This is a genomic window from Haloferula helveola, assembly GCF_037076345.1.
Taxonomy (GTDB): Bacteria; Verrucomicrobiota; Verrucomicrobiia; order Verrucomicrobiales; family Akkermansiaceae; genus Haloferula; species Haloferula helveola.
In genome coordinates this window covers 4,172,318-4,196,539 of the sequence record NZ_AP024702.1, presented here as the reverse complement: position 1 = coordinate 4,196,539, position 24,222 = coordinate 4,172,318, and the positions used below count along the sequence as shown (strand labels likewise).

The window sequence follows — 24,222 nt, the reverse complement described above, 5'->3', positions numbered from 1 at the left end:
TTTGAGCTCCGAAGCACCAGAGACCGGAAGCCCGGCCCGCAGCAAGGGCGGCCTCTTCCGGCGGTTCATCCTGCCGCAAATCCTGATCGCGATCGCGGCCGGCACCCTCGGTTTCCTGTGGGAAGCGGCCCAGCAGCGCAAGCTGGACCAGGAGCGGATGGCCGACGTCGCCGATGCCAATGCGGTCTTCCTGCAGCGGGTCAAAGTGCCCCGAACCCGACACATGGCGAACCACCTGTCGGTCATCACCGACTCCAAGGTCGGCTTCTTCCTCGACGAGGAAGGACTGGTCGAAGGCTGGGACTGGACGCCCGACGAGCGCGCGATCGCGCTTCTCGCCAAGGAGCGCGAACCCGAGATCGTCGCGGAGAACAGGCTGCAGGCGCTCTGTCGCCCGATCGCCGACGGCCGCGGAACGATCGTCGTCATCCAACCGTCCCGTCCCCTGCTCGCATTGACCGGGAACTTTTCACTCATCCCACTGCTCGGAATGACCCTGCTGGCCGTCACCGCGGCGTTCTTCATCGCGCGCTCGGTCGTCCGGCCGCTGCACCTGCTCGCCACTTCGGTTTTCGGATCGCGCTCGGAGGAGGAAATGGATCTGCCGCTTCACCTGACCCGGCGCAATGACGAGATCGGCGTGCTTGCACGGACCTTGGTGAGCGAGCGCGCCTCGCTGCTCGATGAACAGGAACGACGTCGCAACGCCGAGAAGATGGCACTGCTCGGGCAGCTGGCGACTTCCCTCGCCCACGAGATCAAGAACCCGGCCGCTGCGATCATCATGCACGCGCGGGCGGTCGAGAGTCGCGACAACGGCCCCGAAGGCAAACTGATCCGCGAAGACAGCGAACAGATCACCTCACTGGTCAACCAGTGGCTGTTCGTCGCGAAACCCGACGCCCCTCGGACCTCCGAAACGGATCTGGTGAAAATTCTCCACGGCCTGCGGGAAAAACTCCTGCCAATTCTCGAGTTCAACCGCTGCGAACTGGAACTCGACACACCGGATTCCCTGACGGTCCGCTGTGATGCCCAGCGTGTTGAACTCGCCTTCCGCAACCTCATCGACAACGCCATCAAGGCAATGCCGACCGGCGGCAGGATCACCGTGGCACTTGCCCGGTCGGACTCCGGCTCGGTCGCGTTCAGCATCACCGACGAAGGGACCGGCTTTTCCGAGAACGCTCTGAGACGATTCGGCGAAACCTTCTACTCGGAGCGCGAGGGAGGAATGGGACTCGGTCTCGCGCTGGCCAAGGGCGTCTTCGAAGCCCAAGGCGGCGAACTCCGGGTCAGCAACCGCCCGCAGGGAGGCGCGTGCGTCTCCGGAAACCTGAGAAACCCGGAAGCCTGACCCCTGCGAAGCCATGGCCGCCTCCAAACTGCTCATCGTCGAAGACCACCACGCGCTTGCGGTCGCGATCGCGGCCGCGGCCGAGCGGAGCGGCTTGGAGACCCGGCTCGCGCCGTCGCTCGCCCGGGCTCGCGAACTGCTGCAGGCCGAGCGGTTCAATGGACTTGTCCTCGACATCGGCCTGCCCGACGGCCACGGCCTCGATCTCGTCGAGAACTGGCAGTGGCCGGACAAGCCGGAGATCGCGGTCATCACCGCCCATGGCGAGATCGAGAACGCCATCAAGGCGCGCAAGATCGGCATCGCCCGCTTCCTCGACAAACCGGTGGACTTCGACGAACTGCAGTCGTTCTTCGAACTCGTCGCTGCAGCCGCCGAACCTGACCAACCCGCCGAATCCGCACCCTCTCCCCCGTCCCCGTTCGTCGGTGCCGCACCCTCGATGCGCCCCGTATTCCGACAGATCTCCCACGCCTGCGCCTCGGACCAACCGGTGGTCGTGTGCGGCGCCACGGGAACCGGCAGGACCCAGGTCGCCACGCTGATTCGCCAGAGCGCGAATCGCGGCGGCCCGTTCCGCGTCCTCCATGCCTCGGCACAGGTAACCGAAAACGAACTCCGCGATGCCGTGACCGGCAGCCGCGGAGGACACCTCATCATCGAGTCGGTCGCGGCACTACCCCACGAACTTCAGGCGCAGCTCATCCACACTCTCGACACGGAGACAGAGAGCGCGCCCCGTCTGATCGTCACCACCGGTGAAGAAGGATTGCTGGAGCACGTGAACGAAGGAAGCTTCGAGCAGGAGCTCTACTATCGGCTGCAGATTCTCGAAGTCAGTCTCCCACCTCTGAAGGAACGCATCGACGACATCCCCGCGATCGCCGCGTGTTTCCTCGGCGAGCTCGATTCCACCACCCACAGCCGGATTGATCCGGAGGTGTTCGACATCTTCACCCGCTACGACTGGCCGGGAAACCTCCGCGAGCTGCGCAACGTGATCAATTTCGCACTCGTCACCAGCGCGGGCTCATCCCGGATCGGCATCGAGCACATCCCCGACCACCTCTCCGGCATCCCCGCCCACCACGCCAAGGATGACGCGCTCTCACACGCGCTGGATTGCTGGGTGGACCGCAATCTCGGCCCCGAGACGGAGTACAAGGAGCTCAGCGCCGAACTCGAGGGTCTCCTGCTCCGACTCCTCCTCCGCCGCTTCGACGGCAAGCCCTCCCACCTCGCCGCGGCCCTCTCGATCAACCGGTCTACGCTTCGCAAGAAGCTGAAGCAGGCGGTGACAGACGACTGACCGTGGAGGCTGTGTTCCGATCTTGCCCGATCCACCGCGAATCCCAACTTTGACTCGCTTCCATCCTTTGATCCTGCTTGGTAATTCCAAAACCATGAAAGGCCCCCGCTTCCTCACGATCCTCGCCGCCCTCGGCATTGTCCTACCGTCCGGCTGCGCCAACTTTCGCCGGCTTGGCGAAGACCTGAAGTTCATCGATGAGACGAGCATCGTGACGGCGCACGTGAAGAACACGTCGAAGCAGCACCAGACCTTCGGACTCGTCGTCGAGTGGGACCGGGAGGACAACAAGGTCGAGTCCGCCGACTTCGCCGAGGTGGGTCCGGTCGGGGTGTTCGGCTTCGTCGTCAAGGAGAAGGACAACCAGTACCTGATGGCCTTCAGCGACCGAAATGACAACGGGCGCTACGACAGCAGCGACCCTGCCTGGATCCACTCGGACAGCTCCGGCAATCCGGTTCCGGTAAGGATCGATCCCGAGACCGACAAGGCACGGGTGGAAGGCAGCCTTTCTTCATCGACCCGCTTGCCCAACGATCTGGTCGAGGCGGCTCGCGAATTCCGCGGGGCGAGGACCACCGAGGAAGCGGCGACCGGCTGGAGCATCCCGGTCGACCTCGGCACTATCGCCGATCTCGATGCCCCGAAGTTCAGCTCTGAGCGCGGATCCCAAGGATACTGGGAACCCGCCGCCTACCCGATGGAGACCGGCATCGGCATCTACTTCCTCCAGAAGTACGAGCCGAACCGTACCCCGGTCCTGTTCGTCTACGGCGCTGCAGGTTCTCCCCAGGACTGGCGGACCTTCTTCAACAAGATCGACCGGAAGAAATACCAGCCGTGGTTCTTCCACTACCCGACCGGACGCCGACTCGACGAACTCGGATCCTCCCTGAACCGGGCCGTCGAACTGCTGCAGGCCTACTACGGCTTCAACAAGATGCACGTGGTGGCGCACAGCATGGGCGGCCTCGTCTCACGCGACTTCATCGTCAAGAACCGCAGGGACGGCAACCGCTACATCAGCCGCTACGTCACCATCTCTACCCCGTGGGGCGGCCAGGACTTCGCCAAGTCCGGCGTGAAGCACGCACCGTCAGTGGTGCCGTCATGGTACGACATGGTTCCGGGCAGCGACTTCCAGCGCGACATCTTCGACGACAAGCTGAAGGGCAAGGTTCCCCACCTCCTCTTCTACGGCCATCGCGCGAAGCGCTCGTTCACCCTGCCCGAGGAGAACGACGGCACCGTCAGCGTGGCCAGCCAGACCGACGAGAAGGCCACCAGCGACGCGGTCGGCGTCCACGGCTACGACGAGGACCACGTCTCGATCCTCTCCAACGACGACGTCCTCCGACGCACGTTCCGCCACCTCGACGGCGGCTGAGCCTCGATTCCCAAAGCCTCTGGGCCGATCCGGTGCTGCTGACGCATCGGCAGGACACCGGGCGTCCTTGACGGAACATGGCGATCCCGGCTCAATCCACGGATGATTCCCGGAGCTCGTCATTTCGCCCTGATTTCCTCCTTTTGCCTGAGTTTGAACGGGGCTGGATTGGCCGACGTTGTCACCACCCTTCCGGCCAGCCCGACACAGACCTTCACCACGCAGGGACTGCTCTCGAACATCGGCGACGCCAGCAGCAACTCGTTCAATGACTTCGCGTGGGCCGCCGAAGGAATCGTCGCCGGCGACACGCTCGATGCGACCTTCGCGATGACGGTCACACTGGCGGATCACACCACCGCCGACCGGCAGACCCTCTGGGAAACCGGCGGCGGAACCATCGGCCTCTCACTCAACTACGAGGCGGGCAACGTGTTGGTGATGCGGATGTCCGGCAACGACGGCGGCGGCAACGGAAGCGGATACATCGAGGTCGTGTCGCCTCCGGTCACCGCCGGCACCTACGACCTGATCTGGACCGTCGACATCGACGGCGCCAACCCGCCGATCATCGCGCTCTACATCGACGGCGTCCTCGCGGGGTCGGGCACCCACCTCGGAAGCTGGACCACCCAGGACTGGAGCGGCAGCGGTGGCGCCGGAATCGGCGAACAGGACGGCAGCATGTCAGGCGATGGTTCCAACACCAATATCTCCTCGGAGCCGTTCACCAATGGCAGCTTCGACCTCGTGCGTGGTCTCGAGTTCTACGCCGACACCCTGTTCGTTATCCCGGAGACCGGCGTCACGCTGGTCGGCAACACGCTGACGCTGTCCGACATCAACGGAGCCGCGAGCACCGACCAACTGGAGATCTCCTACGCAGGCGGTGTTTACACCATCACCGACACGGGCGGCCTGATCCTCAACGCCTCGACCATCGCCGGCTCCGCCGGCTCCGGTTCGTCCTCGGTCACAATCCCCGAGGGCACGATCGACAGCATCCAGATCAACACCGCCGGAGGAGACGACACGGTCACGATCTTGAGTGTCCAGGCAACACTTGGCGGCGGATTCACGATCGACTGCGGTAATGACACCGACGCGATCTCGATTGACGGAGCCGTCAGCACCGGTGCAGCCGGAGCGCTCGTCCTCTCGGCGGAATCCATCATTCAATCCGCCTCGCTGACGGTCGGGGGAACGACGACACTGGATGCCACGGGGGGCCTGATCGCCCTCAACGACGTCACCAACGATTTCGTCGGACCGGTTTCCGCCACCGGAACCACCCTGACCCTGAACGACGCGAACACGATCACCCTCGATCAGGTCTCGTCGGCCGGCACGCTCTCGGTCTGGGCCGGCACTCTCATCACGGACATCACCGGAACTCCGGGATCACTCATTTCCGTCGCCCTCACCACGGTGATGGAGACACCGGGCAACATCGCGGTCAACAAGCCGAGCACCCACGACTACGTCGGCGGTGTGACGTTACGGGCCGCCCGGGTCCAGAACTTCGAAGTCGGGTTCGGGGGACTCATCGTCGATGAGATCACGACCACCCAGACGAACATCAACAACACGTTGGAGATCAAGGCGGGCGGCGTCGATTTCGCCGGCGACGTCATGCTCCCCACCGGCGGGAACCTGACCGTCCGGGTCGGCAATTCGACCACCCAATCCGGTGGCTCCATCGTGGCGAACGTTCTGAACATCCGACGCATCAATGGCGCTGGCAACGTGACGCTCAACAACACCGGGAACGACGTGAACGAGTTCCGCGTCACGGAGCAGACCAACTCGGCATTCACCGACGTGTCCTTCATCGACATCGACGATGTCCAGTTGGGCGAGATCTGGGCGTATGGCGACCTTTACATCGAGGCCGGCGGTGACGTGACCAACTCCAACACGCTGACGATCGAAGGCACCACCACCATCGAATCGCCGGGCTCGGTCAGCCTGACCCATGCCGGCAACGAACTCGACGGAGCCATCCACGTGAACGGAACGGACGTCTCGGTGAACAACCTCTCCAAAACCATCCTTGGTGACATCGTCGCCAGCTCTTCGCTGACGGTCACCTGCGTGGACACGATCAACCAGGAGCCGGGCACCCTGATCAATACCCCGGATGCCAGCTTCACGGCACTGGACGGCGCAAACCAGTACGATGTCACGCTCACCCAGGCCGGCAACCTGTTCGGTCCGGCCGGGCTGGACGCCGCCGGCGGCAATATCGAGATCGTGGCGGCGGGTGATCTGGTGCTCGGCGACATCGATGCCACCGGTTCACTCACGGTCACCGCGACCGGATCGATCAGCGACAACGGCAATGGCGCGGGAGCCGGCGACGACATCAACGTGGCGGGCGCCGCCCACTACATGGCCTCCGGGTCGATTGTCCTCAATGATTCACAGAACGGCTTCGGCGGTCCGGTCTCCGCCTCGGGCTCTCCGGTGACGATCAACAACGCGGGTCCGCTCACACTCGGCGATGTCGATGCCGGTTCTTCGCTGACGGTGACCGCCGGCGGGCCGATCACCCAATCCGCCGGGAGTTCGATCATCGCCGGCACGGGAACCCTCCACGCCGAGGCGACCGGAACCTTCTACGACATCGTGCTCGACCAGACCGGCAACACCTTCGGTTCCGATACCGTCCATGCGACAGGTGCGAACATCGTGATCACCGAGGCCGATGATGTCATTCTCGGTGACATCGACGCCACACTCGGTCTCACCGTGACATCCGTCGCCGGATCGATCAGCGACAACGGCGACGGCGTCGTCAGCGGTGAGGACATCAACGTTCTCGGCCCGTCGAGTTTCACCGCGGCAACGGCCGTCACGCTCGACGATATCTTCAACGACTTCACCGGACCCGTCTCGGCCGCAGGCACCTCGGTCACACTGAGGGATGCGAACTCGATCGATCTCGAACAGATCACCCCGAGCGGCAATCTCTCGGTGCAAGCCTCGGGCGGCGACATCACGGATTCCGTCACCTCCTTGATCGACGTCGGAGGCACCGCAAGCTTCACCGCCTCCGACACCATCTTTCTCGACCGGCCGGACCATCACACCGTTGACGGCGAGATCTCGCTGAGCGCCTTCCGGATCCAGCGCTTCCACGGACGCGAGGGCCTCACATTCTCGTCGATCACGGCGACCGACACCTCCAATTTCGGCCATCAGATCCGTTCGTTCAGCGGCGTACTGACCCTGAACGGGAATGTTTCCGTAGCAGGCGACGGCGATCTGATCCTGCGGATCCAGGGTGACGCGGTGCAAACCGCGGGAACGATCACGGCGGACCGGCTGAGATTCGTCACGGTGGGCACGAACAAGACCGTCACCTTCCTCGGAAACAACGACATCAACGCGCTCGAACACACCGAAGGTGGCGGCAACATCCCGCTGGCCTCGCTGAACTTCAACGATGTCGACGACCTCGCGGTCGGTCTGTTCGATCGCACGAGGCATGCGGACATCACCGCGGCCGGAGACATCATCGTCGTCGGTTCGATGAACATCGAGGCGAACTTGGGAGACTTCACCTTCAACAGTGGCGCCACCATCACGGTCGCCGCCATGGTCAACACCCATGGCGGCACGCTCGTCCTCGAAGCCGATGACGACATCGTGGTCAATGCCGACATTACGGGCGGAGGAGGCAATCTCACGCTCAATTCGGATGCCGACTCGGACAACAGCGGCGGCGTCCTGATCCCGACCGGCATCTTGGTCGACTCCGGTGGCGGCAATATCGTGATCGGCGGTGGAAATGATCCCAGCAACACGTCGGCCTACGGCACCGCAGCGACCAGTAATCGCGGGATCCTGATCCAAGGGGCAACCGTATCGTCCGGCGCAGGAAGCATCCTGCTGCGAGGCAATGGCATCAACGACGCGATCGGCATCGACGGAGGCACGGTCACCTCGACCAGCGGCGACATCACCATCTTCGCCAACGGCGCCGGGTCGGTCGCCGGTGTCAGCGGAGCTTTGAGCATCGGCGGCAATGGCTCGGTGAGCACCACTTCCGGAGCGATCACCATCACTGCGAATGGAGCCGGAAACGCGGATGGTGTGATCCTGTCGTCCGCCACCGGTGGCAGCATCCTCTCCGGAGGCGCCGGCACCATCCAGATCCAGGGTGTTTCAGCCAGCCAGAACGGACTGCGATCCGGCAATCCGCTGAACGTGATCGGTGGCCCTCTCGCCAGCGGCGATATCACGATTGCAACAGACAGCTACGAATTCACCGCCGGCAGCGTCCAGTCGACAGGAAACCTGGCCATCCGGCCGTTCACCAATGGAACATCGGTCGGCGTCGGCGGAGCGACCGGCATCCTCGAACTGAGCGATTCCGAACTGGCCTTGCTCGCCGACGGATTCGCCTCGGTCACGATCGGCGGAGCCACCGCGGGAACGGTTAACCTCGACACCGTCACCTTCACCGATCCGGTCATCATCTCCGGTGAATTCATTCGCGACAATGCCGGCACCGACATCGACGCGGGAACCGACACCGTATCCCTCGATGGCACGGTCGCACCCGGTCAGTCACCCGGAATCCTGATGGTCAGCGGCGATCTCGAACTGGCATCCGGTTCGACCTACGAAGCCGAGCTCGGCAGCGGCGCACCCGGTTCCGAATATGACCAGATCGCCGTGGTCGGCTCCGTCTCGATAGGCACGGGAGTCACGCTCACCGCCGTCCCGTTCGGCCTTTTCGAACCGGCACCCGGCTCCATCTTCACGATCATCGACAATGACGGCGCCGACCCGGTCAGTGGAACCTTCGACGGCCTGCCGGAAAGCGCGCTCGTTACGGTGGGAACTTTCACCCTTCAGATCAGCTACACCGGTGGCGACGGCAACGACGTCACGCTCTCGATCCCGATTTCCTCCGAAGTCACCACCACCGCGGACAGCGGAACCGGCTCGCTTCGCGATGCCCTCGCGGTGACCGGCTCCGGAGGCACCATCACGTTCGCCGCCGGTCTCACCGGAGACACGATTTCCCTGACCTCCGGACCGCTGGTGATCGACAAATCGATCACGATCGACGCCTCGGCGCTGCTGCTCCCCGTGACACTCGACGCCGGAGGAGCTTCACGGGTTCTGACCATCGACGACGGCAGCTCCGGCACCATTCAGACCGTGATCCTCAACCACCTGAAGATCACCGGGGGAAGCGCGACCGGCATCGCCGACGCCGGCAACGGCGGCGGCATCTTCAACGACGAGGGCCTCTCGCTGATTTCCACCACGGTCGAAGGCAACAGCTCAACCTCCTCGGGCGGAGGACTCTACAGCACCTCTTCGCAGCTGTTCATCGTCAACAGCGCGTTCCGGGGCAACAGCTCCGGTGGCGGTGGCGGGATCTACAATGAGTCGGCCCCCGCCCTGCTGGTGAACTGCTGCCTTTCCGGCAACCAAGCCGTTCAGGGCGGCGGGATGTTCAACGCCTTCGCATCTCCCTTGATCGTCAACGCCACGATCACCGGCAACAACGCGACCTCCGAAGGCGGCGGCATCTTCGACTTCGACTCATCACCCAACCTGAGCAACACCTTGATCTGGAACAACGCCGAGGGAACGTCGAACTCATCCGCGGGCGCTTCGGTCAGCCAGAACGGCACCTCGACCGCCGGCTACTCGTACTGCCTCGTCGAGAACATCGATCTCTCTTCGACGGGGACCGGGAATTTCGACGGAGGCGACGCGTCGAATGACCCGCTCTTCGTTCTGGAACTCGATCCGTTCACGGCACCCGGCACCGGCGGCGACTTCCGGCTGCAGACCGGATCCCCCGCTCTCGAAGCGGGTCTGAACACCGCCAACGAGGAACCTCTCGACATCCTCGGTAACCCACGCATCCAGGACACCACGATCGACCTCGGCGCCTACGAGGGGAATGTCGACGCCACCTTCGCCCTGCTATTTCCGACACTCGACCCGAACGACGACGACAACGGCAACGGCGTCAGCAACTACGGCGACTACGCCGCCGGCGGCAACCCGACTGGCCCGGATGATCCTTCGCTTCGGCCAAAACTGGTCGGCGACCAATTGACCTTCTCCTTCCGGAATAATGCCGTGGATGTCGCCGTCGAGTTCCAGAAGTCCACCACCCTGCTTGCCGGATCATGGATGCCGATGGTCGAGGGAGTCGACTACGCCATCGACCCGACCGAAACGATCGAGGGTGTCCGGACCCTGCTCACCCTCGAAATCGCAACACCTGGCGACCGGCTATTCTTCCGTGAGGAGTTCACGGATCCGGGCGAGTAACCGAGGCGTCAACGATTCCAGCGCCGGAAGCTGGTCGGCGGTGGCAGACGGCGGAGGCGCTCCGGGTAGTCGGGCGGCAGGTCCCACTGCATCGGCAAACCACCGGGCACCAGTCCTCGCTCCCTGGGCGACAGGTCGGTGCCAATCGACAGCAGGACGTCGGTGCTCGCCCACGGGTGGTCGAACCAGTAGCGGTGTCCCACGATGTCGAAACCGCGTTTCTCCGTCCCCTCGGACATGTCCACGACTTCGAGATGCTTGAGCGATCTCAGCACCGCGATCTCGTCTTCGTTCAAATCGTTCCCCTGCTGACCGATCCGCATCCCTCCGCGCATGATGCGGCTGCTCGACTCCAGGGCGCTGTCGTGATCGGTCTGCGTGACGATGATCCGCTCCACCAGGCTGTCGATGGCCGGAGCAGCCGCGACGAACTCGTGGCTCGGCACATCCCCCGCCGCGAAGTAGGCGGTGCCGATGCGGAATCGCCGACGCAGGCTGGCGGCCGACTCGTTCGGATGGCGCTCGCGCAGCAAGGCGATCCCGCGGGTGGCCACGCGCGCCCCGGCACTCCACGAAAGGATATGGATCCTTCTAGCGTCGGTCCGGCTGCCCAGCAACTCGAGAAGGTCGGCGAGTGCCTCGGCCGACTCATAGGCACGATGAACATCGGCACCCGAGACGTAGGACAGAATGTTCTGATGCGTCGGCCATGCGAAGGCCAGCGATGTCATGTCGCGACCGAGGAAGTGATCGAGCTGGGCCGCGAAGGCGCAGGAGTTGTAGAAGTTCACTTTGGCACCGTGGACATAGATCAGCAGATCCTTGTCCCGTGAGCTGTCGATCGACTCATTGAGTTCCTTCAGCCAGAACGCCGCCGCCTCGGGGCCGGCTGCCTGGCTCACGGTCGAGTTCGCGGGGATCCGTCCGAACTCGGCGATCCCGGCGATCGAGAGCTCGACCACGTCGTCCCGCTCGGACTCGGCTGAGACCCGGTTGAGATGCGCCCACGTCATGTCCGGTCCACCGAATCCGATCAGTGAGGTGCCGACCGAAAGATCGGGGCTGATCCCGTTGCCGTAGGAAATCCGTTGCGCGCCCCCTTGGCGGGATCGGTTGGTGACGTAGTACACCCGCCGTTCTTTCCATCGCTCCCCCGGGGGCAGGTGGTCCAAGGGCTTGTGGCCCGACTCGGTGTAGAGCACCGGCGTCGGCATCAGCGGCTGCACCCCCACCCCGCAGGAAGAAACGAATGCCGCGCAAAGAACCGGCAGGAACGCCAGCACCATACCTTTGAAGACTCGAATCATTTGCACCTTGAAGCGAGAAACCAACAACTGCGATCCGCTGCGTCAAGAGTGTCCCGGCGTTTGCTGAAGGCTCGCGGGCGGGCAGCCCACCAAGATCACCTCGGAGCGCAACTCAGACACCTTGGGACCACACCGGGTCTGAAGCCTCAATCGACCAGTTCGATTCTTTGCAGGATCCCGCGACCATGTTCCGACGTCAGGTTCACCGGCTCCCTGGTCTCCCGATCGATGAGGGCAACGTCGAAAGTCACGATATTCGCCCACTCCAGCGTCTCCCCATCTTCACCTCGGAAGTCTTTCCGTTCGACCACGACATTGCGGGAAGCTTTTCCGTCAACAGGTTTGGTGAACGTGAAGCTGCCGAACTTTCCTTCCTTACCGAGAAAGTCGCTACCGGTTCTGAGGCGAAGCAGCAGTTTCCTGCCCTTCGGGTCGACGGTCAGGACCAACTTCTTGTCATTCGAGGTATCCAGCTCGGGACTTTGGAACTTGTACGTCTGGATGCTGCACTGGTCCCGGCTCGCCCAATCCTGCAGACCATGCTCGAAATCCTCGAAGACGGTCCGCGTCTTCGGAACGTCAGCCAGCGCGGAAAGATCGACCGCATCCGGCAAATGAACGTGCTCGAGTGAGTTCAGCGTGAAGGTGGTCGTTTCGCCGCGCTCAAGAGTGACCTTGCCCGGCAATCGGTAACGGCAGAGCGCGAACACGTACAGTGGCAGGTTCTCGTGCACCGGCAGATCGACCCGATACTTCCCTGCCGCCTCGATAGCATCCGCCCGATTCCAGAATCGGGTCCGCGAATTGGGGTCGTAGCTGTAGTAGACCTCGACGCCGACGAGGCGGTCGCGCTGCGCGGGCGTCACCACGAAGCGCGCCGTTTTACCCTCCACCTCGAAGCTCGACGGAGGCGTGACCGGGATATCGGGATCGACGCCTTTGAGGTAACGGTCGAACCACAGGTTCAGCATGACCCACTGCTCGGGGTCGGGACCATGATTGCGGTGGATGTTGGCACTGACCCGCCAGTCGTCGTGCTGGAGCAGCGCCATCGAACGGTAGATGCGCTCGAAGGTCGCGTGGAAGTCGTTGGACGAACTGATGAACATCACCGGGCACCGGACCGAAGGCCAGTAGGCGGACGCATCAATGGTCTTCCGATAGAGATCCAGGTCTTGGAAATGGGTGCGGATGCTGCTCCCTCGGATCCCGCCCGGAAAGTCGACGTATTTGAAACCCGTCCCGCCGACGAACGGCGCCACCGCCTTGAGCCGACTATCGGTGGCGGTCAGCGCGGTGACCATTCCGCCCATCGAGAATCCGGAGAACCCGAGCCTGTCGGGATCTACCTCGGGCTGTTGTTCCAGAAACGTGATTGCCCGCCGCGCCGCCACGGCGAGCAGGAACCAGTTCGCGTTCCGCGGGCTCGGCACCGGATCGATCGTGTGCTCGTCCGGTTGGAGATCTCGCTTCCAACCATCTCTCAGTGCCTTCTTGTAAAACCGGGGTCCTTGGGTCGGATCCACCTTACCCCAATCGGTGTTGATCTTGATGTCGTCCTCCATCGGTCGGCCGAGCCAGTTGATGTCGACCGTGGCGAAGCCCTGCTTCGCGAAATAGACGCCACGGCCCCGCTCTGCCCGCTGACCGCCCCCATGGCTCCAGACGAATGCCGGATTCCGCCCGCCATTGTCGGGGAAGGAGTAGTAAGCAGCGATCCGGGCATCACTTCCCTTGAAGGTCCCGACCTTGAAGGTGATGTATCGGGTCACCACTCCGTTCTCCTTCCATTCCTTCACGATCTTGACCTCCAACGCTTCCTCGCGGGGGTCGTAGGCTTCCCATAACTCTTCGGCCCGTTGCGGAACGTCTTCCGTGGATTCGTACGGAGCGAACGTCTCGTCCGCACCAAGAGCAGCGGAAGCCATCACCATCAGGAGCAGGGAACCAATCCTCGTGAACATCGTTGTAGAGTGGCGGAACGCGCTGCCTGGGGTCGCAGGCAGTCCAATGGCACCCATACGGAGGATGGCTGCCGCAAAGCACAAGCCATGACACGGATTCCGGCCGCCACCGGTTGCCACTTCCTTCCTGGACCTCATTTCTGATAAGGGAGAGCCATGCCCACCTTGCGAGTCCTTACCGCCGCCGAACAGGTCGCGGATCATTTGCGCAAAGAGATCCGCTCCGGAACATGGACCGGCACCATGCCTGGCGGAGCGGCCTTGGCGCGGGAATTGGGAGTCGGACGGATGACGGTCGACGCCGCGCTCGACCTGCTCGAGAAGCAGGGCGAACTTGTCAGCCAGGGTGCCAGGCTCCCACGTAGGGTCTCCACGACTCGCAGCTATTCCTCGTCCCTGAAGGTCGCCTTCCTGCCCTACCTGATCGAAGACTATCGCTTCGACTACATCATGGATCTCCAGCGACTTCTTCAGGAAGACGGACACACCGTTCTATTTCCGAAGACTTCCATCACGCTCATGAAGGGAAACATGGCGAGGATCACCAAGCTGATCGAGACGACCCAGGCGGACGCATGGATTGTCGTCGCGGGTCCGCGCGAAGTGCTCACATGGTTTTCCGAATGCCCTGTGCCGGCTTTCGCGATGTTCGGGCGCCGGTCGGGCCTTCCGATTGCGGGAATCGGCCCCGACAAGTCGCCGGCCCTCAGGGAATTGGCACGGCACTTCATCGAGTTGGGTCACGAGCGCATCACCATGCTGACGAGACCCGTGCGGCGCCTGCCCAGACCGGGAGCACCCGAGCGGGCGTTCCTCGATGAATTGCGGCGCGGCGGCATTCGGACCGGAAGCTACAACCTGCCGGACTGGGACGGGAAAAGCGAGACGTTGGGGAACGTGGTCGATTCCATTTTCAAGCTCACGCCACCCACCGCCATCGTTCTGGATGAGCCGCCCATCTTCCTCAGCGTGCAGCAGCATCTGGCCCGGCGTGGCATCCTCGCACCCCAGCATGTGTCCCTCGCGTGTACGGACTGGGATCCCTACTTCGAGTTGCAACAGCCATCCGTCGCCCACGTACTCTGGGACAGCCGTCCTTGGGTCCGACGGATCGTCAGGTGGGTCCGGAATGTGAGCCAGGGCAAGAGCGACCTCGTTCAGTCGCTTACGAAGACGAAGCTGGTCCGCGGCGAAAGCATCGGCCGGGCCCTCTCGAGACGCCGCCGCGGCTGACCCGCCCATTCCGCGAGGACCGCAACTTTCCGGGCAGTCCGCGACGCGACGCGGCCATTGAAACTCCGCTACCGGCACCCACTAACAGACTATCAGAAATTAGTGCCAGCATCGGTTCGCTTTTGGGATCGCCCCGACCTCACGGCTTTTTTCTAGGGTTAGGGGTTCGAATTCCACCCGCTCGCTAGAGCGTCGAATTCCCCCAACTAGCGATAATAGTACAGACCATGAAGCACATGCATTTGACGAACCGGTCACTGTCACAGACAGCAACTGGCCACGGCTCTCTCCCGGCCATCACCCCCATCGCGATCGCGATGCTTGGATTCAGCGCAACGGTCAACGCGGCCAACATCACTTGGGATGGCGGCGGCGCAAATCAATTCTGGGCCACTCCCGAAAACTGGGGCGGCGACGTTGTCCCGGTGGATGGTGACGCCGCCAACGTCAATGGCGGCGCCAAGGGCGTCTCTCCCATTCCGGCAACCGCGATCGCCGATCTCAACGGCGTTTCCGTCAGCCTCCCGAACAGCCAAGTCAGCATGTACAAGGGCAGCGAGGGCGGATCCCGGATCGAGGACAACGTCGGCGGCGCGACCCTCACCTGCGACATTTTCCACGTCCAGCAAGGCGGACGCCCCGCCTACGAAGTGGACGTCCCGATCATCGCCAACACGGAAGTCCGCACCCGTTACCGGCTTGGAGGCGTGAAGTTCTTCCAATCCATCACCACGCCGGAAGTCGATCTCGGCCGTGGCGACGTCTACCTGTATGGCGACGTGAACGCGACGACCGAGTTCAAGGTCGTCAGGGATGACGCCAACACCAACGCCTACCTCGAACCGCATCCCACGACAGCAGCGGTTCCGACTTTGACAACGCCGAGTGTCTTGCTGGACGACGGTTCCAGCAAGTTCTTCGCCGACGGCATCGTGTCGGCAACCACGATCACGATCCAGAATGCCGCCCAGTACTTCGTCGAGCGAGACGGGGCTTTGGGCGACGGAACCACGACTGTGAACATCGACAGCGGCGGCTACCTCGACATCCAGGTTCCCCAGACCACTCTTCCGGGCCTGATCAACGTGGGAGCGTTCGCTGCGTTGGCCGGTGACCTGACCGGTGCCACCTACGGCGGCGGCGGGAACGTCGCCTTCGCCGCAGACGCCGTTTTCGCGCCCTCCGCCGGGCCTTCGCCCGCCCGTGCGGACATTGGAGGCGCCACCATCTATCAGGGTGTCCTTTCGGGCAGCAAGGTGCTGACAGTGGGCGACGATGGAGCGACCGCCATTTACAAAGGCGCCGCCATTGGCCCTTGGTACGGCACGGTCGCCGGCATGGAATTGACCGCTGAGACGGGTTCAGGCGATTTGCAACTCGTCTTCGGAAGCGCCGGAACCTTCAATGTCGATCAGAACAACAAGTTCTTCGGCGACGGCACCAGCACCACGGCGGACATTGTGGTTCTGAATGGAGCCCTGTTCCGCAATCGCTACACCTTGAACGGCGATTACGCCTACGACGGCAGCGAGCCGACCCGCATCGACACTTTCAACATCCAGGGCGAGGTCGGAAATGAAGCCGCCTGGATCATGGACCACTGGAGCTCACCACGGACCCACATTTTGGAAGGTCAGACCTGGAACATCTCCAACGGCTCATGGAGGCCCGTCGATGATTTTGCGGGGCGCGGCCAACACGGAACGGTCAACCTTTCAAACGGCCGGATGATCCGGTGCGAGACGGCCTTCGCCGCAGGCACCGACACCGTGTCGCTGAACTTCTCGGGGCTGCACAACATTCAGATCAGCAACTCCAACCTCGAGTTCCTCGAAGCCCTCGACGGCGCGCCCGGCAACGGGTCCTTCAGCTACAGCGGAATGCCGGTCGTCTCGCTGGATGACGATCTGGTCTACGCCTTCGACTACAGCGGCGCGACGACTTATCCGATCCTCGCCGACCTGCTGCAGAACGCCGACATCGCGGTCGACGGACCGGTTGAGGTCAATATCGACTCCGATCTTCGGATCGGCCACGAGAAGTACTTCATCTGGAGTTGGTCCAGCAGCTATTCCGCCAATGCCAATTCCATCGATAGCGGCAACGGCTCGAAGCTCGTCCCCGCCGGGAACGCTCCTCCGGGCGAGACCGATGTGCTCGGTATCGCCCCGAACCCGCCTTCGGGTTACCGGCCCAACAAGGTCAATGTGGAGGTCTCAGCTCCGGGAGCGATCGTGCGGGTCGGCAGCGACGATCCCGACCGCATTCCATCGCTCCACACGGGGGCTCTCGAGACCTCGCTGCAAACCGGCGAAGTTGAGTTCTACCAAGCCATCACCGCCGACCTGCTGGAGCTCCGCTCCGGCACCACCCGGATGATGGTCGACCAGACTCTCCCTGCCATCGACGTCGGAGCCGACACCCGTTTGCTCCCTAACGGCAATACGATCACCGTCACTGGCACGCTTAGCGGCTCCGGCGACATCGATAACGGCGGCACGGTTGTCGTTGGCGGCGTCGCTCCCGGCGCCAGCGCCGGCACCCTCGGTGACGGCAGCGGCTCGATCACCCTCGAAGACGGAGCCACCTTCGAACTCGAAGTGGCAGATCCCGCCGCCGGATTCGGAACCGGCTACGACACCATTTACGTCAACACCTTCGAGTCCCTCGGCGCACTGACGATCGATCTGGCCGCCATCGACGGACTGACCCCGGCCGAGAGCAATCTCACCGACATCTACGTGATCGCCAACGCCGCCACCTACACCGGCGACTTCACGCTCGTCGGCACCGGCGGCACCGTGACCGTCACGGGAACGGGCTGGGACACCAGCGCCGCCACCCTGACATTCAATGGTGCGGACCTCGAGCTCTCCGGCGTCGAATACACCGGAGGCACGGTAGCCGACCCGTTCGACACCTGGGCAACCAGCGGCACGGTGGGCGGCGTCACCTTTGAAGGCGACGCCAATGGCGACGGAGTCGATGACGGTATCGCCTTCCTGCTCGGTGCGGCCACTCCCGATGAAGATGCCAACGGCCTGCTTCCGACACCGACCGAAGATGGTTCCGGCGGTCTGGTGATGACCTTCACCATGCTGAAGCCGAGCGAAGGGGCTCCGGCGGTGCTCAGCTTGGGGCACAGCAGCGATCTTGGCGTCGGCGATGCATGGACAAGCGTCGATGTTCCCGCAGCCACCGGCACGGTCGGCGGCGTGGACTTCACAGTCACCGAGAATGCCGGCGACTCGACCAAGAACGACGTCGTGGCCACCATTCCCGCCGCCGGCAACGCCATCAACGGCGCCCTGTTCGGCCGCCTGACCGGAGCGGAGTAATCGTTCGACTCCGCCATCCTCCTACTCACCTGATTCAAGATCGGTCTGACACGGGGCGACAATGGATCGCCCCGGTCAGACCGGCAGGTGAAGCAGCGGATCTCGCCAGTCAGCCAACACCCGCGTGCGGACCTCATCGGAGGCTCTCGGGGACCGGTTGACTGGCCTTTTATATTTCAAAAGCCCATGATCGGGCAGCGAACCGATCCAACGGAAGCCCCGACTTCCCTGCCGCCTCCCGACTTCGACGTTTCCCGACGGAGTGCGGATCGCTTCTTGAGCCACAGAATAACGATAAGTTTCGTGACCAGACTATTCGATCAACGTGACCTCGGCCCTCACGAAGATGCGGTCCACCGAACCGGTGACTGTCGCCGTCACCGTGGTGATACCCACTGAGGTTGAGGTCGCGAAATCCACGGTGACGCCACCGTGGGTCTCACCGTCCCCGTGGAACCCCAGCAGATCGGTCGACCATGTGTAGACGGCATCGAGATCGCTCGCCAACGTCCCCTGTGGATGGCTGAAAGTGAAGGTATTCCCGCTTACGGTTCCAGCGATGATCCCCCCGGAGAATTCACCGGGGTCGGTGCCGAAGAAGTTCTCCACTCCGTTGCCGTTGCCGTCTCCGTCGGGGTCGTCATCGACTCCGGTCTGACCGCCAACACCGGGATATTCATCGATCCAATTGGCGTAGGTTTCCCCCGCCGACGCCGCGATGAAACCCAGGTCATCGAGGATCGGCCGCCTCTGGCCGTTGGTCAGGCCTTGGCCGTTGTCATCGAGATAAACGACCGACAATGAACTGATCGACTCGCCGCCCGGCGCCGCGAAGTGAAGGAACGTGTCCCCGCTGCCGGCAGTTCCTCCAACGGTGAAATCAACCACTTCCGATCCGCCTCCGCTGAAGCTCGCGGTGGCCCGGAAGTCGACGCCCGACGCCATGTAGGTGCTCCGTGACGGGATGGCAGCTCCGAGTTCGGTCACCACGGCACCGGAGAACGTCATCGTATAGTCGACGTCATTGACGTCGTCCGGGATGATCGCGTTCTGAAAGCTTCCCTGCTGCGACAGGACGCTCACCTGTCCGGCGACGTTGTTCGTATAGAGCTCCATGGGCTCGTCGAAGGTGATGGTCAGCCTCTCGCCCGCGCCTGTTCCGTATCCGATTTCGAGCACGGTATCCAAGGTGTTGTTGGCGGTGCCTCCGCTGCTCGGGGTCGCGGTTACGCCGGTCTCCCAGTCGATGACTCCGCCGAGATCGTTGTCGAAAGCCGTCTGAACCGCGGTCTTGAACGATGCGAGTGTCGACGCCGGGATCTCGATATCGATCGCGTTGGTGGCTTCGACATTTTCATCGAAGACACCGGTTGTCAGAACGTCCGCCGGAGGCGGAGGCGGCGGAGCGTCGCGAATGATGAACCCGAAGTCGTCGAGAATCGGGCGGCGCTGGCCATCGGTCAGCCCCTGCCCGTTGTCATCGAGATAGGCGATGCTGAGCGAGGTGATGTATTGGTCGCCCGGCGCGGCAAAGTGGAAGAACGTGTCGTCGGCCCCCTTGGCGTTCCCGATGGTGTCCTCCAACACGGACGATCCTCCTCCGCTGAAGTTGGCCGCGATCCGGAAGTCGACACCCGCGGCGCCAAAGGTGCTCCGCGACGGCATCGCCGCTCCCACTTCGGTGACCTCCGCACCCGTCAAAGTCATCTCGAACAGAACCGAAGACGAACTCGTGCCTGCCGGGAGCACGGCATTGTGGGACGCTCCCTGCCGCGAGAGCACGGTGACCTGGCCATTGATGTCATTGGTGTAAAGCTCCATGGTTCGATCGAACGTGATCCCCAGCAACCGGGAGGAACCCGACCCGAACACCGCGCTGATGGCGGTGAGCGTATTGTTGGACGCCGAACCTCCACTCGGGTTGGCCGTGACACCGGTCTCCCAGTCCACCACCCCGCCGAGATCGTTGTCGTAGGCCGTTTGGACCGCCGTCTTGAAGGCTGCCAGAGTGGCCGGAGGATTCTCGACATCGATCGCATTGGTGGCGTCGGTATTCTCGTCAAAGACTCCGCTCGTCCCCACCGCGTTGGCCGGGAGAATGGTGGTGAAGTTCCAAGTCGTCGTGTCGGCACTGGAAATCCCCGACCAGGGGTTTCCTCCGAGGTCCTCGATGGCCCCGTCCGCAACCTGCACGTGATAGCCGGTGCCCAGCGCGAAGGTGCCGGTCGGATTGACCGTCACGGTCGACCCGCTCACGGCGACGCGCGCATCGGTCACGGGAATGGTCTCGAAGACCGCTCCCCCGTTCTCCTTGATCACGATGTCCCCTCCCGAGCCTTTTTGCACGGCCTCGTTGAAGGTGAGCACGAGGTTGGCTCCGGCAGCGACACCGGTCGCATCGTCCGCCGGACTGAGTTCGGAGATCACCGGTTCGGTTGTTCCCGTGATGAAATTCCATGTGGTGTCGTCCGCGATTCCACCGAACAGGTTCGGAGTGGCCGCAAGGTCAGCGACCGCGTCCGCGCTGATCCGGATCGCATAGGGATTTTCGAACGCCAGGTCCGTCGAAGGGTCGATGATCAGGTCGCTTCCAGAGGCGATGACGCGTGAGTCTGGAAGCGTGATGACGACATCGGCACCCGGACCCAGATCACGGATGGTCACCGTGCCGCCGTTCACCAATGCGATCGGTTCGTTGAAGGTCGCCACGAGATCGCCATTGGCCGCCACTCCGGTGGCATCATCAGCCGGGCTTGTCGCCGATATTACCGGGGGCGAGACATCCGGGCCCTCAAAGGTGAGCATCAGCGTGGCGAAGCTCTGTCCGAGGGTCACTTGGGCGGTGTGATCGAGGTGAATCGAGTCACCAAGACGGGTGCTGTAGCCGTCGGTGATCACGATTCCCGCCGCCGCATCGGCCGCCGCCACTGTCTCCTGCGCCTGCCGCACCTTGTAGGGTCCCGAGCCGACGGTCGTGATGTTGGAGTATTGGCTGTCGGAGAGGCTGCCGATGAGGAACGGAAGCGGACCACCTGCGAACAGATCGGTCCGCACCCGGGCGATCAGGTTGGTGAGATTGGTCTCGTAGTTGTCCGCATTGCTCCCACCCGTGTCGGCCTCGCCCTGCTGCCAGAGCATGCCCTTGAGATCGTAGGTGTGCCCCGCCGTGGTCAGAGCGGCAAGTCCCGCCTGAACGGTTGAAACAAAGGTCGTGTACTGGGTGCCGCTGGCGGACCAATTGGAATAGAGGTTGGTTCCACCATGGGTGTATTTGATGATGGCGATGTTGTCCGAAGGCTTCGCATCCGCCATCGCCCGGCCGAACGAAACTTCACAGCCGAACTCCTTGGGATACACCGGCGAACCGGTCCCGTGACCCGACCCCGGGGCGAGATCGGTCCACTGGTCTTCCAGGATCCAACCCACGTTGCTTACCGACTGGGTGCGATGCCAATAGAAGCGCACATCGGTCTGTGCAGCGTCCAAGGGCGTAGTCAGTTGGGCCGCATCGGCACGCCCGTTGCCGTTCGATTGCCCTCCGAGAAGATAGACGTGGTAGTGAGCACCGAAAGCGGACGTCGTGAGCGCGACCAAGGCAAAGCCCGCAACCGCTGCGAGTCGACATGCGGGAGTGAGAGACTCCCTCAGGTGTTTGTTCATTTTCAAAAAGAAGACAGGAGTCACGTGATCAACCCGAACATCGCCCGGTTGGCCGGACGGTCCACCAATACCCTCCAAGGCCGATCATTCGATCAAAGTCACCTCGGTCCTTACGAAGATCCGGGTGACCGATCCGGTGATCGTCGCGATCACGGTGGTGACGCCACCGGCCGAGGAGCTCGAAAAGTCCACGGTGACTCCGCCTTGCGTCACGCCGTCCCCGTAGAAGTCCTGAAGATCCGTCGACCACTTGTAAACCGCTTCGAGATCGCTCGCCAGCGTGCCCTCGGGATGGGTGAACGTGAAGGTGTTTCCACTCACGGCTCCCGCAACCATCCCGCCGGAAAACTCGCCGGGGTCGGTGCCGAAGAAGTTCTCCACCCCGTTGCCCTGTCCGTCTCCGTCCGGGTCGTCATCGATGCCGGTCTGGCCGCCCACACCAGGGTAGTCGGCGATCCAGTCGGCGAAGGTATCGCCCGCCGACGCCACGATGAAACCGAGGTCGTCGAGAATCGGGCGCCTCTGACCGTTGGTGAGCCCCTGGCCGTTGTCATCAAGATACACGACCGACAACGACGTGATCGACTCGCCTCCCGGAGCCACGAAGTGAAGGAAGGTGTCTCCGGTGCCGGCGGTTCCTCCGACGGTGAAATCGACCACTTCCGATCCACCACCGCTGAAGCTCGCCGTGGCCCGGAAGTCGACACCCGATACGTTGTAGGTGCTGCGCGACGGGACGCCCGCTCCGAGTTCGATGACCTCAGCGCCGGTGAATGTCATCGTGTAGTCGACGTCGTTGACATCGGCAGGAATGATAGCGTTCTGGAAAACCCCCTTCCGGGACAAGACCTCCACCTGGCCGGCAACATTGTTATTGTAAACCACCATGGACGCATCGAAGGCGATGGCGAGGTTCTGGTTGGCACTGGTCCCGTAACCGACATCGATGGTCGTGGGCAGGGTGGTGGTGGTACCGGCGATAGCGACACCGGTTTCCCAGTCGATGACGCCGCCGAGATCGTTGTCGAAGGCCGTCTGAACCGACGACTTGAAAGCAGCCAAGGTCGCCGAGGGGATCTCGACGTCGATCTCATTGGTGGCTTCGACATTCTCATCGAAGACACCCGTCGTGAGAGCGTCGGGCGGAGGCAAGGCATCCTCGGCGATGAACCCGAAGTCATCGAGGACAGGCCGGCGCTGGCCATTGGCGAGACCCTGTCCGTTGTCGCTTGCATAGGCAATGGTCAGCGAGCTGATGAACTCGTCGACCGGAGCGGCAAAATGGAAGAACGTGTCGTCGTCACCAGGAACGTTGCCGATCGTATCGCTCAGCGTGGAAGATCCGCCGCCGCTGAAGTTGGCGGTCACGTCAAACGTCACCCCGGAGGCCCCGAAGGTGGTGCGCGATGGCATCGCCGCGCCGAGTTCGCTCACCTCGGCACCGGTGAAGCTCATCGTGAAGATTACTGCGGTGGGGGCGGTGCCTTGGGGCAGGATGGAGTTGTGGGAGGTTCCCGCCTGCGACAACACGTTGACCTGCGAATTGACGTCGTTGGTGTAGAGCTCCATCACCCGGTCGAAGGTGATCCTCATCGTCTTCGTTCCGCTGGTGCCGTAGGCGACATCGACGGTGGAGAGCGTGTTGTTTGATGCGGTCGTCGCGCTTGCCGTCGCCGTTACCCCGGTTTCCCAGTCGACCACGCCACCAAGATCGTTGTCGAAAGCGGTTTGGACCGCCGTTTTGAAGGCCGCCAGGGTCGCAGCGGGATTCTCGACATCGACGGCATTGGTTGCATCGGCGTTCTCATCAAACTCACCGGTGCTCCCTGCCTCGGTAATGACGACGGCCGAAGCAGGAATCGGACCCACCATTAGGGCGATTGCCATGACTTGGGTGAACCGACGCTTGAATGGGTTATTCAGCATGGATCGAGGGTTTTTGGCTTTTTCACAACCGCCCTTTTGGACAGCTTGCACTTCTTAGACTGAAGAGAACCCTACCACAAGCGCGCCTTGCCCCCCTCTCAACCGGTCGACAATTTAACAGCCCGCCCTCGCTCACTTGGGCAATGGCAGACAGCCTTCGCCAAGCCTCCGGCTGGTCAGCCGAGGCGTTGGCAATGGCTGGTGGCGGCGAGGGGAGTCGGAGCCCTGTTTCAGGGATCGGGAGAGTTGACCGGCAGTGGATTACAAACACCTAACGGAAGACCACACGCCTGAAACACGCCGATTTCCCTAGATTAGAACCCGACAGAGATCCTCCGACGACCCTCGCCAGCCGGGCTACAATCGACGAGCAGGCCTTGGAGGGTGAACTGACGTTGAGGCGACCTTTATCTAGACTAGAACCATGGCGGG

10 protein-coding genes are annotated in these 24,222 nt (G+C 62.8%); 6 read left to right on the top strand and 4 right to left on the bottom strand.

Translation table 11 applies throughout. The features are described from left to right. Window position 1 precedes the first annotated feature (1 nt). The 4 genes from HAHE_RS15845 (at window position 2) to HAHE_RS15830 (ending at window position 10,362) form a co-directional block, all read left to right on the top strand. Complete coding sequence (locus HAHE_RS15845) at window positions 2-1,357, top strand: HAMP domain-containing sensor histidine kinase (RefSeq protein WP_338685763.1); 1,356 nt, start codon at window positions 2-4, stop codon at window positions 1,355-1,357. 13 nt (window positions 1,358-1,370) lie between these two features. Next, entirely contained in the window at window positions 1,371-2,666 is a 1,296-nt protein-coding gene (locus HAHE_RS15840; protein WP_338685762.1) for a sigma-54-dependent transcriptional regulator, read from the top strand. 94 nt (window positions 2,667-2,760) lie between these two features. Beyond that, entirely contained in the window at window positions 2,761-4,053 is a 1,293-nt protein-coding gene (locus tag HAHE_RS15835) for a lipase/acyltransferase domain-containing protein (protein ID WP_338685761.1), read from the top strand. Between the two features lie 102 nt (window positions 4,054-4,155). Further along, entirely contained in the window at window positions 4,156-10,362 is a 6,207-nt protein-coding gene (locus tag HAHE_RS15830) for a choice-of-anchor Q domain-containing protein (protein ID WP_338685760.1), read from the top strand. Between the two features lie 8 nt (window positions 10,363-10,370). Here the strand turns inward: HAHE_RS15830 and HAHE_RS15825 are convergent, their stop codons facing one another. Further along, complete coding sequence (locus HAHE_RS15825; protein WP_338685759.1) at window positions 10,371-11,669, bottom strand: alpha/beta hydrolase; 1,299 nt, start codon at window positions 11,667-11,669, stop codon at window positions 10,371-10,373. Between the two features lie 146 nt (window positions 11,670-11,815). Further along, window positions 11,816-13,633 (bottom strand): alpha/beta hydrolase family protein, encoded by a 1,818-nt coding sequence (locus tag HAHE_RS15820; RefSeq protein ID WP_338685758.1) that lies wholly within the window; start codon window positions 13,631-13,633, stop codon window positions 11,816-11,818. Window positions 13,634-13,789: 156 nt separating this feature from the next. Here HAHE_RS15820 and HAHE_RS15815 point away from each other — a divergent pair, with 156 nt between their 5' ends. Continuing rightward, window positions 13,790-14,866: a substrate-binding domain-containing protein gene (locus tag HAHE_RS15815; protein WP_338685757.1), complete on the top strand. Its 1,077-nt coding sequence runs from the start codon at window positions 13,790-13,792 to the stop codon at window positions 14,864-14,866. A 227-nt stretch (window positions 14,867-15,093) separates the two neighbouring features. Further along, entirely contained in the window at window positions 15,094-18,204 is a 3,111-nt protein-coding gene (locus HAHE_RS15810; RefSeq protein WP_338685756.1) for a hypothetical protein, read from the top strand. 312 nt (window positions 18,205-18,516) lie between these two features. Here HAHE_RS15810 and HAHE_RS15805 read toward each other — a convergent pair whose 3' ends face one another. Next, a complete protein-coding gene (locus HAHE_RS15805) occupies window positions 18,517-21,864 on the bottom strand; it encodes an Ig-like domain-containing protein (RefSeq protein WP_338685755.1) in 3,348 nt (1,115 codons plus the stop codon). Window positions 21,865-21,948: 84 nt separating this feature from the next. Next, the gene (locus HAHE_RS15800; RefSeq protein ID WP_338685754.1) at window positions 21,949-23,751 is read right to left on the bottom strand and encodes a hypothetical protein; all 1,803 of its coding nucleotides are present in this window, start codon (window positions 23,749-23,751) and stop codon (window positions 21,949-21,951) included. Window positions 23,752-24,222 lie beyond the last annotated feature (471 nt).

What these genes read in the sequence shown, in the direction of transcription:
- HAHE_RS15820 (WP_338685758.1), bottom strand. Translation starts at nt 13,633, where the DNA reads ATGTTCACGAGGATTGGTTCCCTGCTCCTGATGGTGATGGCTTCCGCT.
- HAHE_RS15815 (WP_338685757.1), top strand. Translation starts at nt 13,790, where the DNA reads ATGCCCACCTTGCGAGTCCTTACCGCCGCCGAACAGGTCGCGGATCAT.
- HAHE_RS15805 (WP_338685755.1), bottom strand. Translation starts at nt 21,864, where the DNA reads ATGAACAAACACCTGAGGGAGTCTCTCACTCCCGCATGTCGACTCGCA.
- HAHE_RS15835 (WP_338685761.1), top strand. Translation starts at nt 2,761, where the DNA reads ATGAAAGGCCCCCGCTTCCTCACGATCCTCGCCGCCCTCGGCATTGTC.
- HAHE_RS15830 (WP_338685760.1), top strand. Translation starts at nt 4,156, where the DNA reads ATGATTCCCGGAGCTCGTCATTTCGCCCTGATTTCCTCCTTTTGCCTG.
- HAHE_RS15840 (WP_338685762.1), top strand. Translation starts at nt 1,371, where the DNA reads ATGGCCGCCTCCAAACTGCTCATCGTCGAAGACCACCACGCGCTTGCG.
- HAHE_RS15825 (WP_338685759.1), bottom strand. Translation starts at nt 11,669, where the DNA reads ATGATTCGAGTCTTCAAAGGTATGGTGCTGGCGTTCCTGCCGGTTCTT.
- HAHE_RS15810 (WP_338685756.1), top strand. Translation starts at nt 15,094, where the DNA reads ATGAAGCACATGCATTTGACGAACCGGTCACTGTCACAGACAGCAACT.
- HAHE_RS15800 (WP_338685754.1), bottom strand. Translation starts at nt 23,751, where the DNA reads ATGGCAATCGCCCTAATGGTGGGTCCGATTCCTGCTTCGGCCGTCGTC.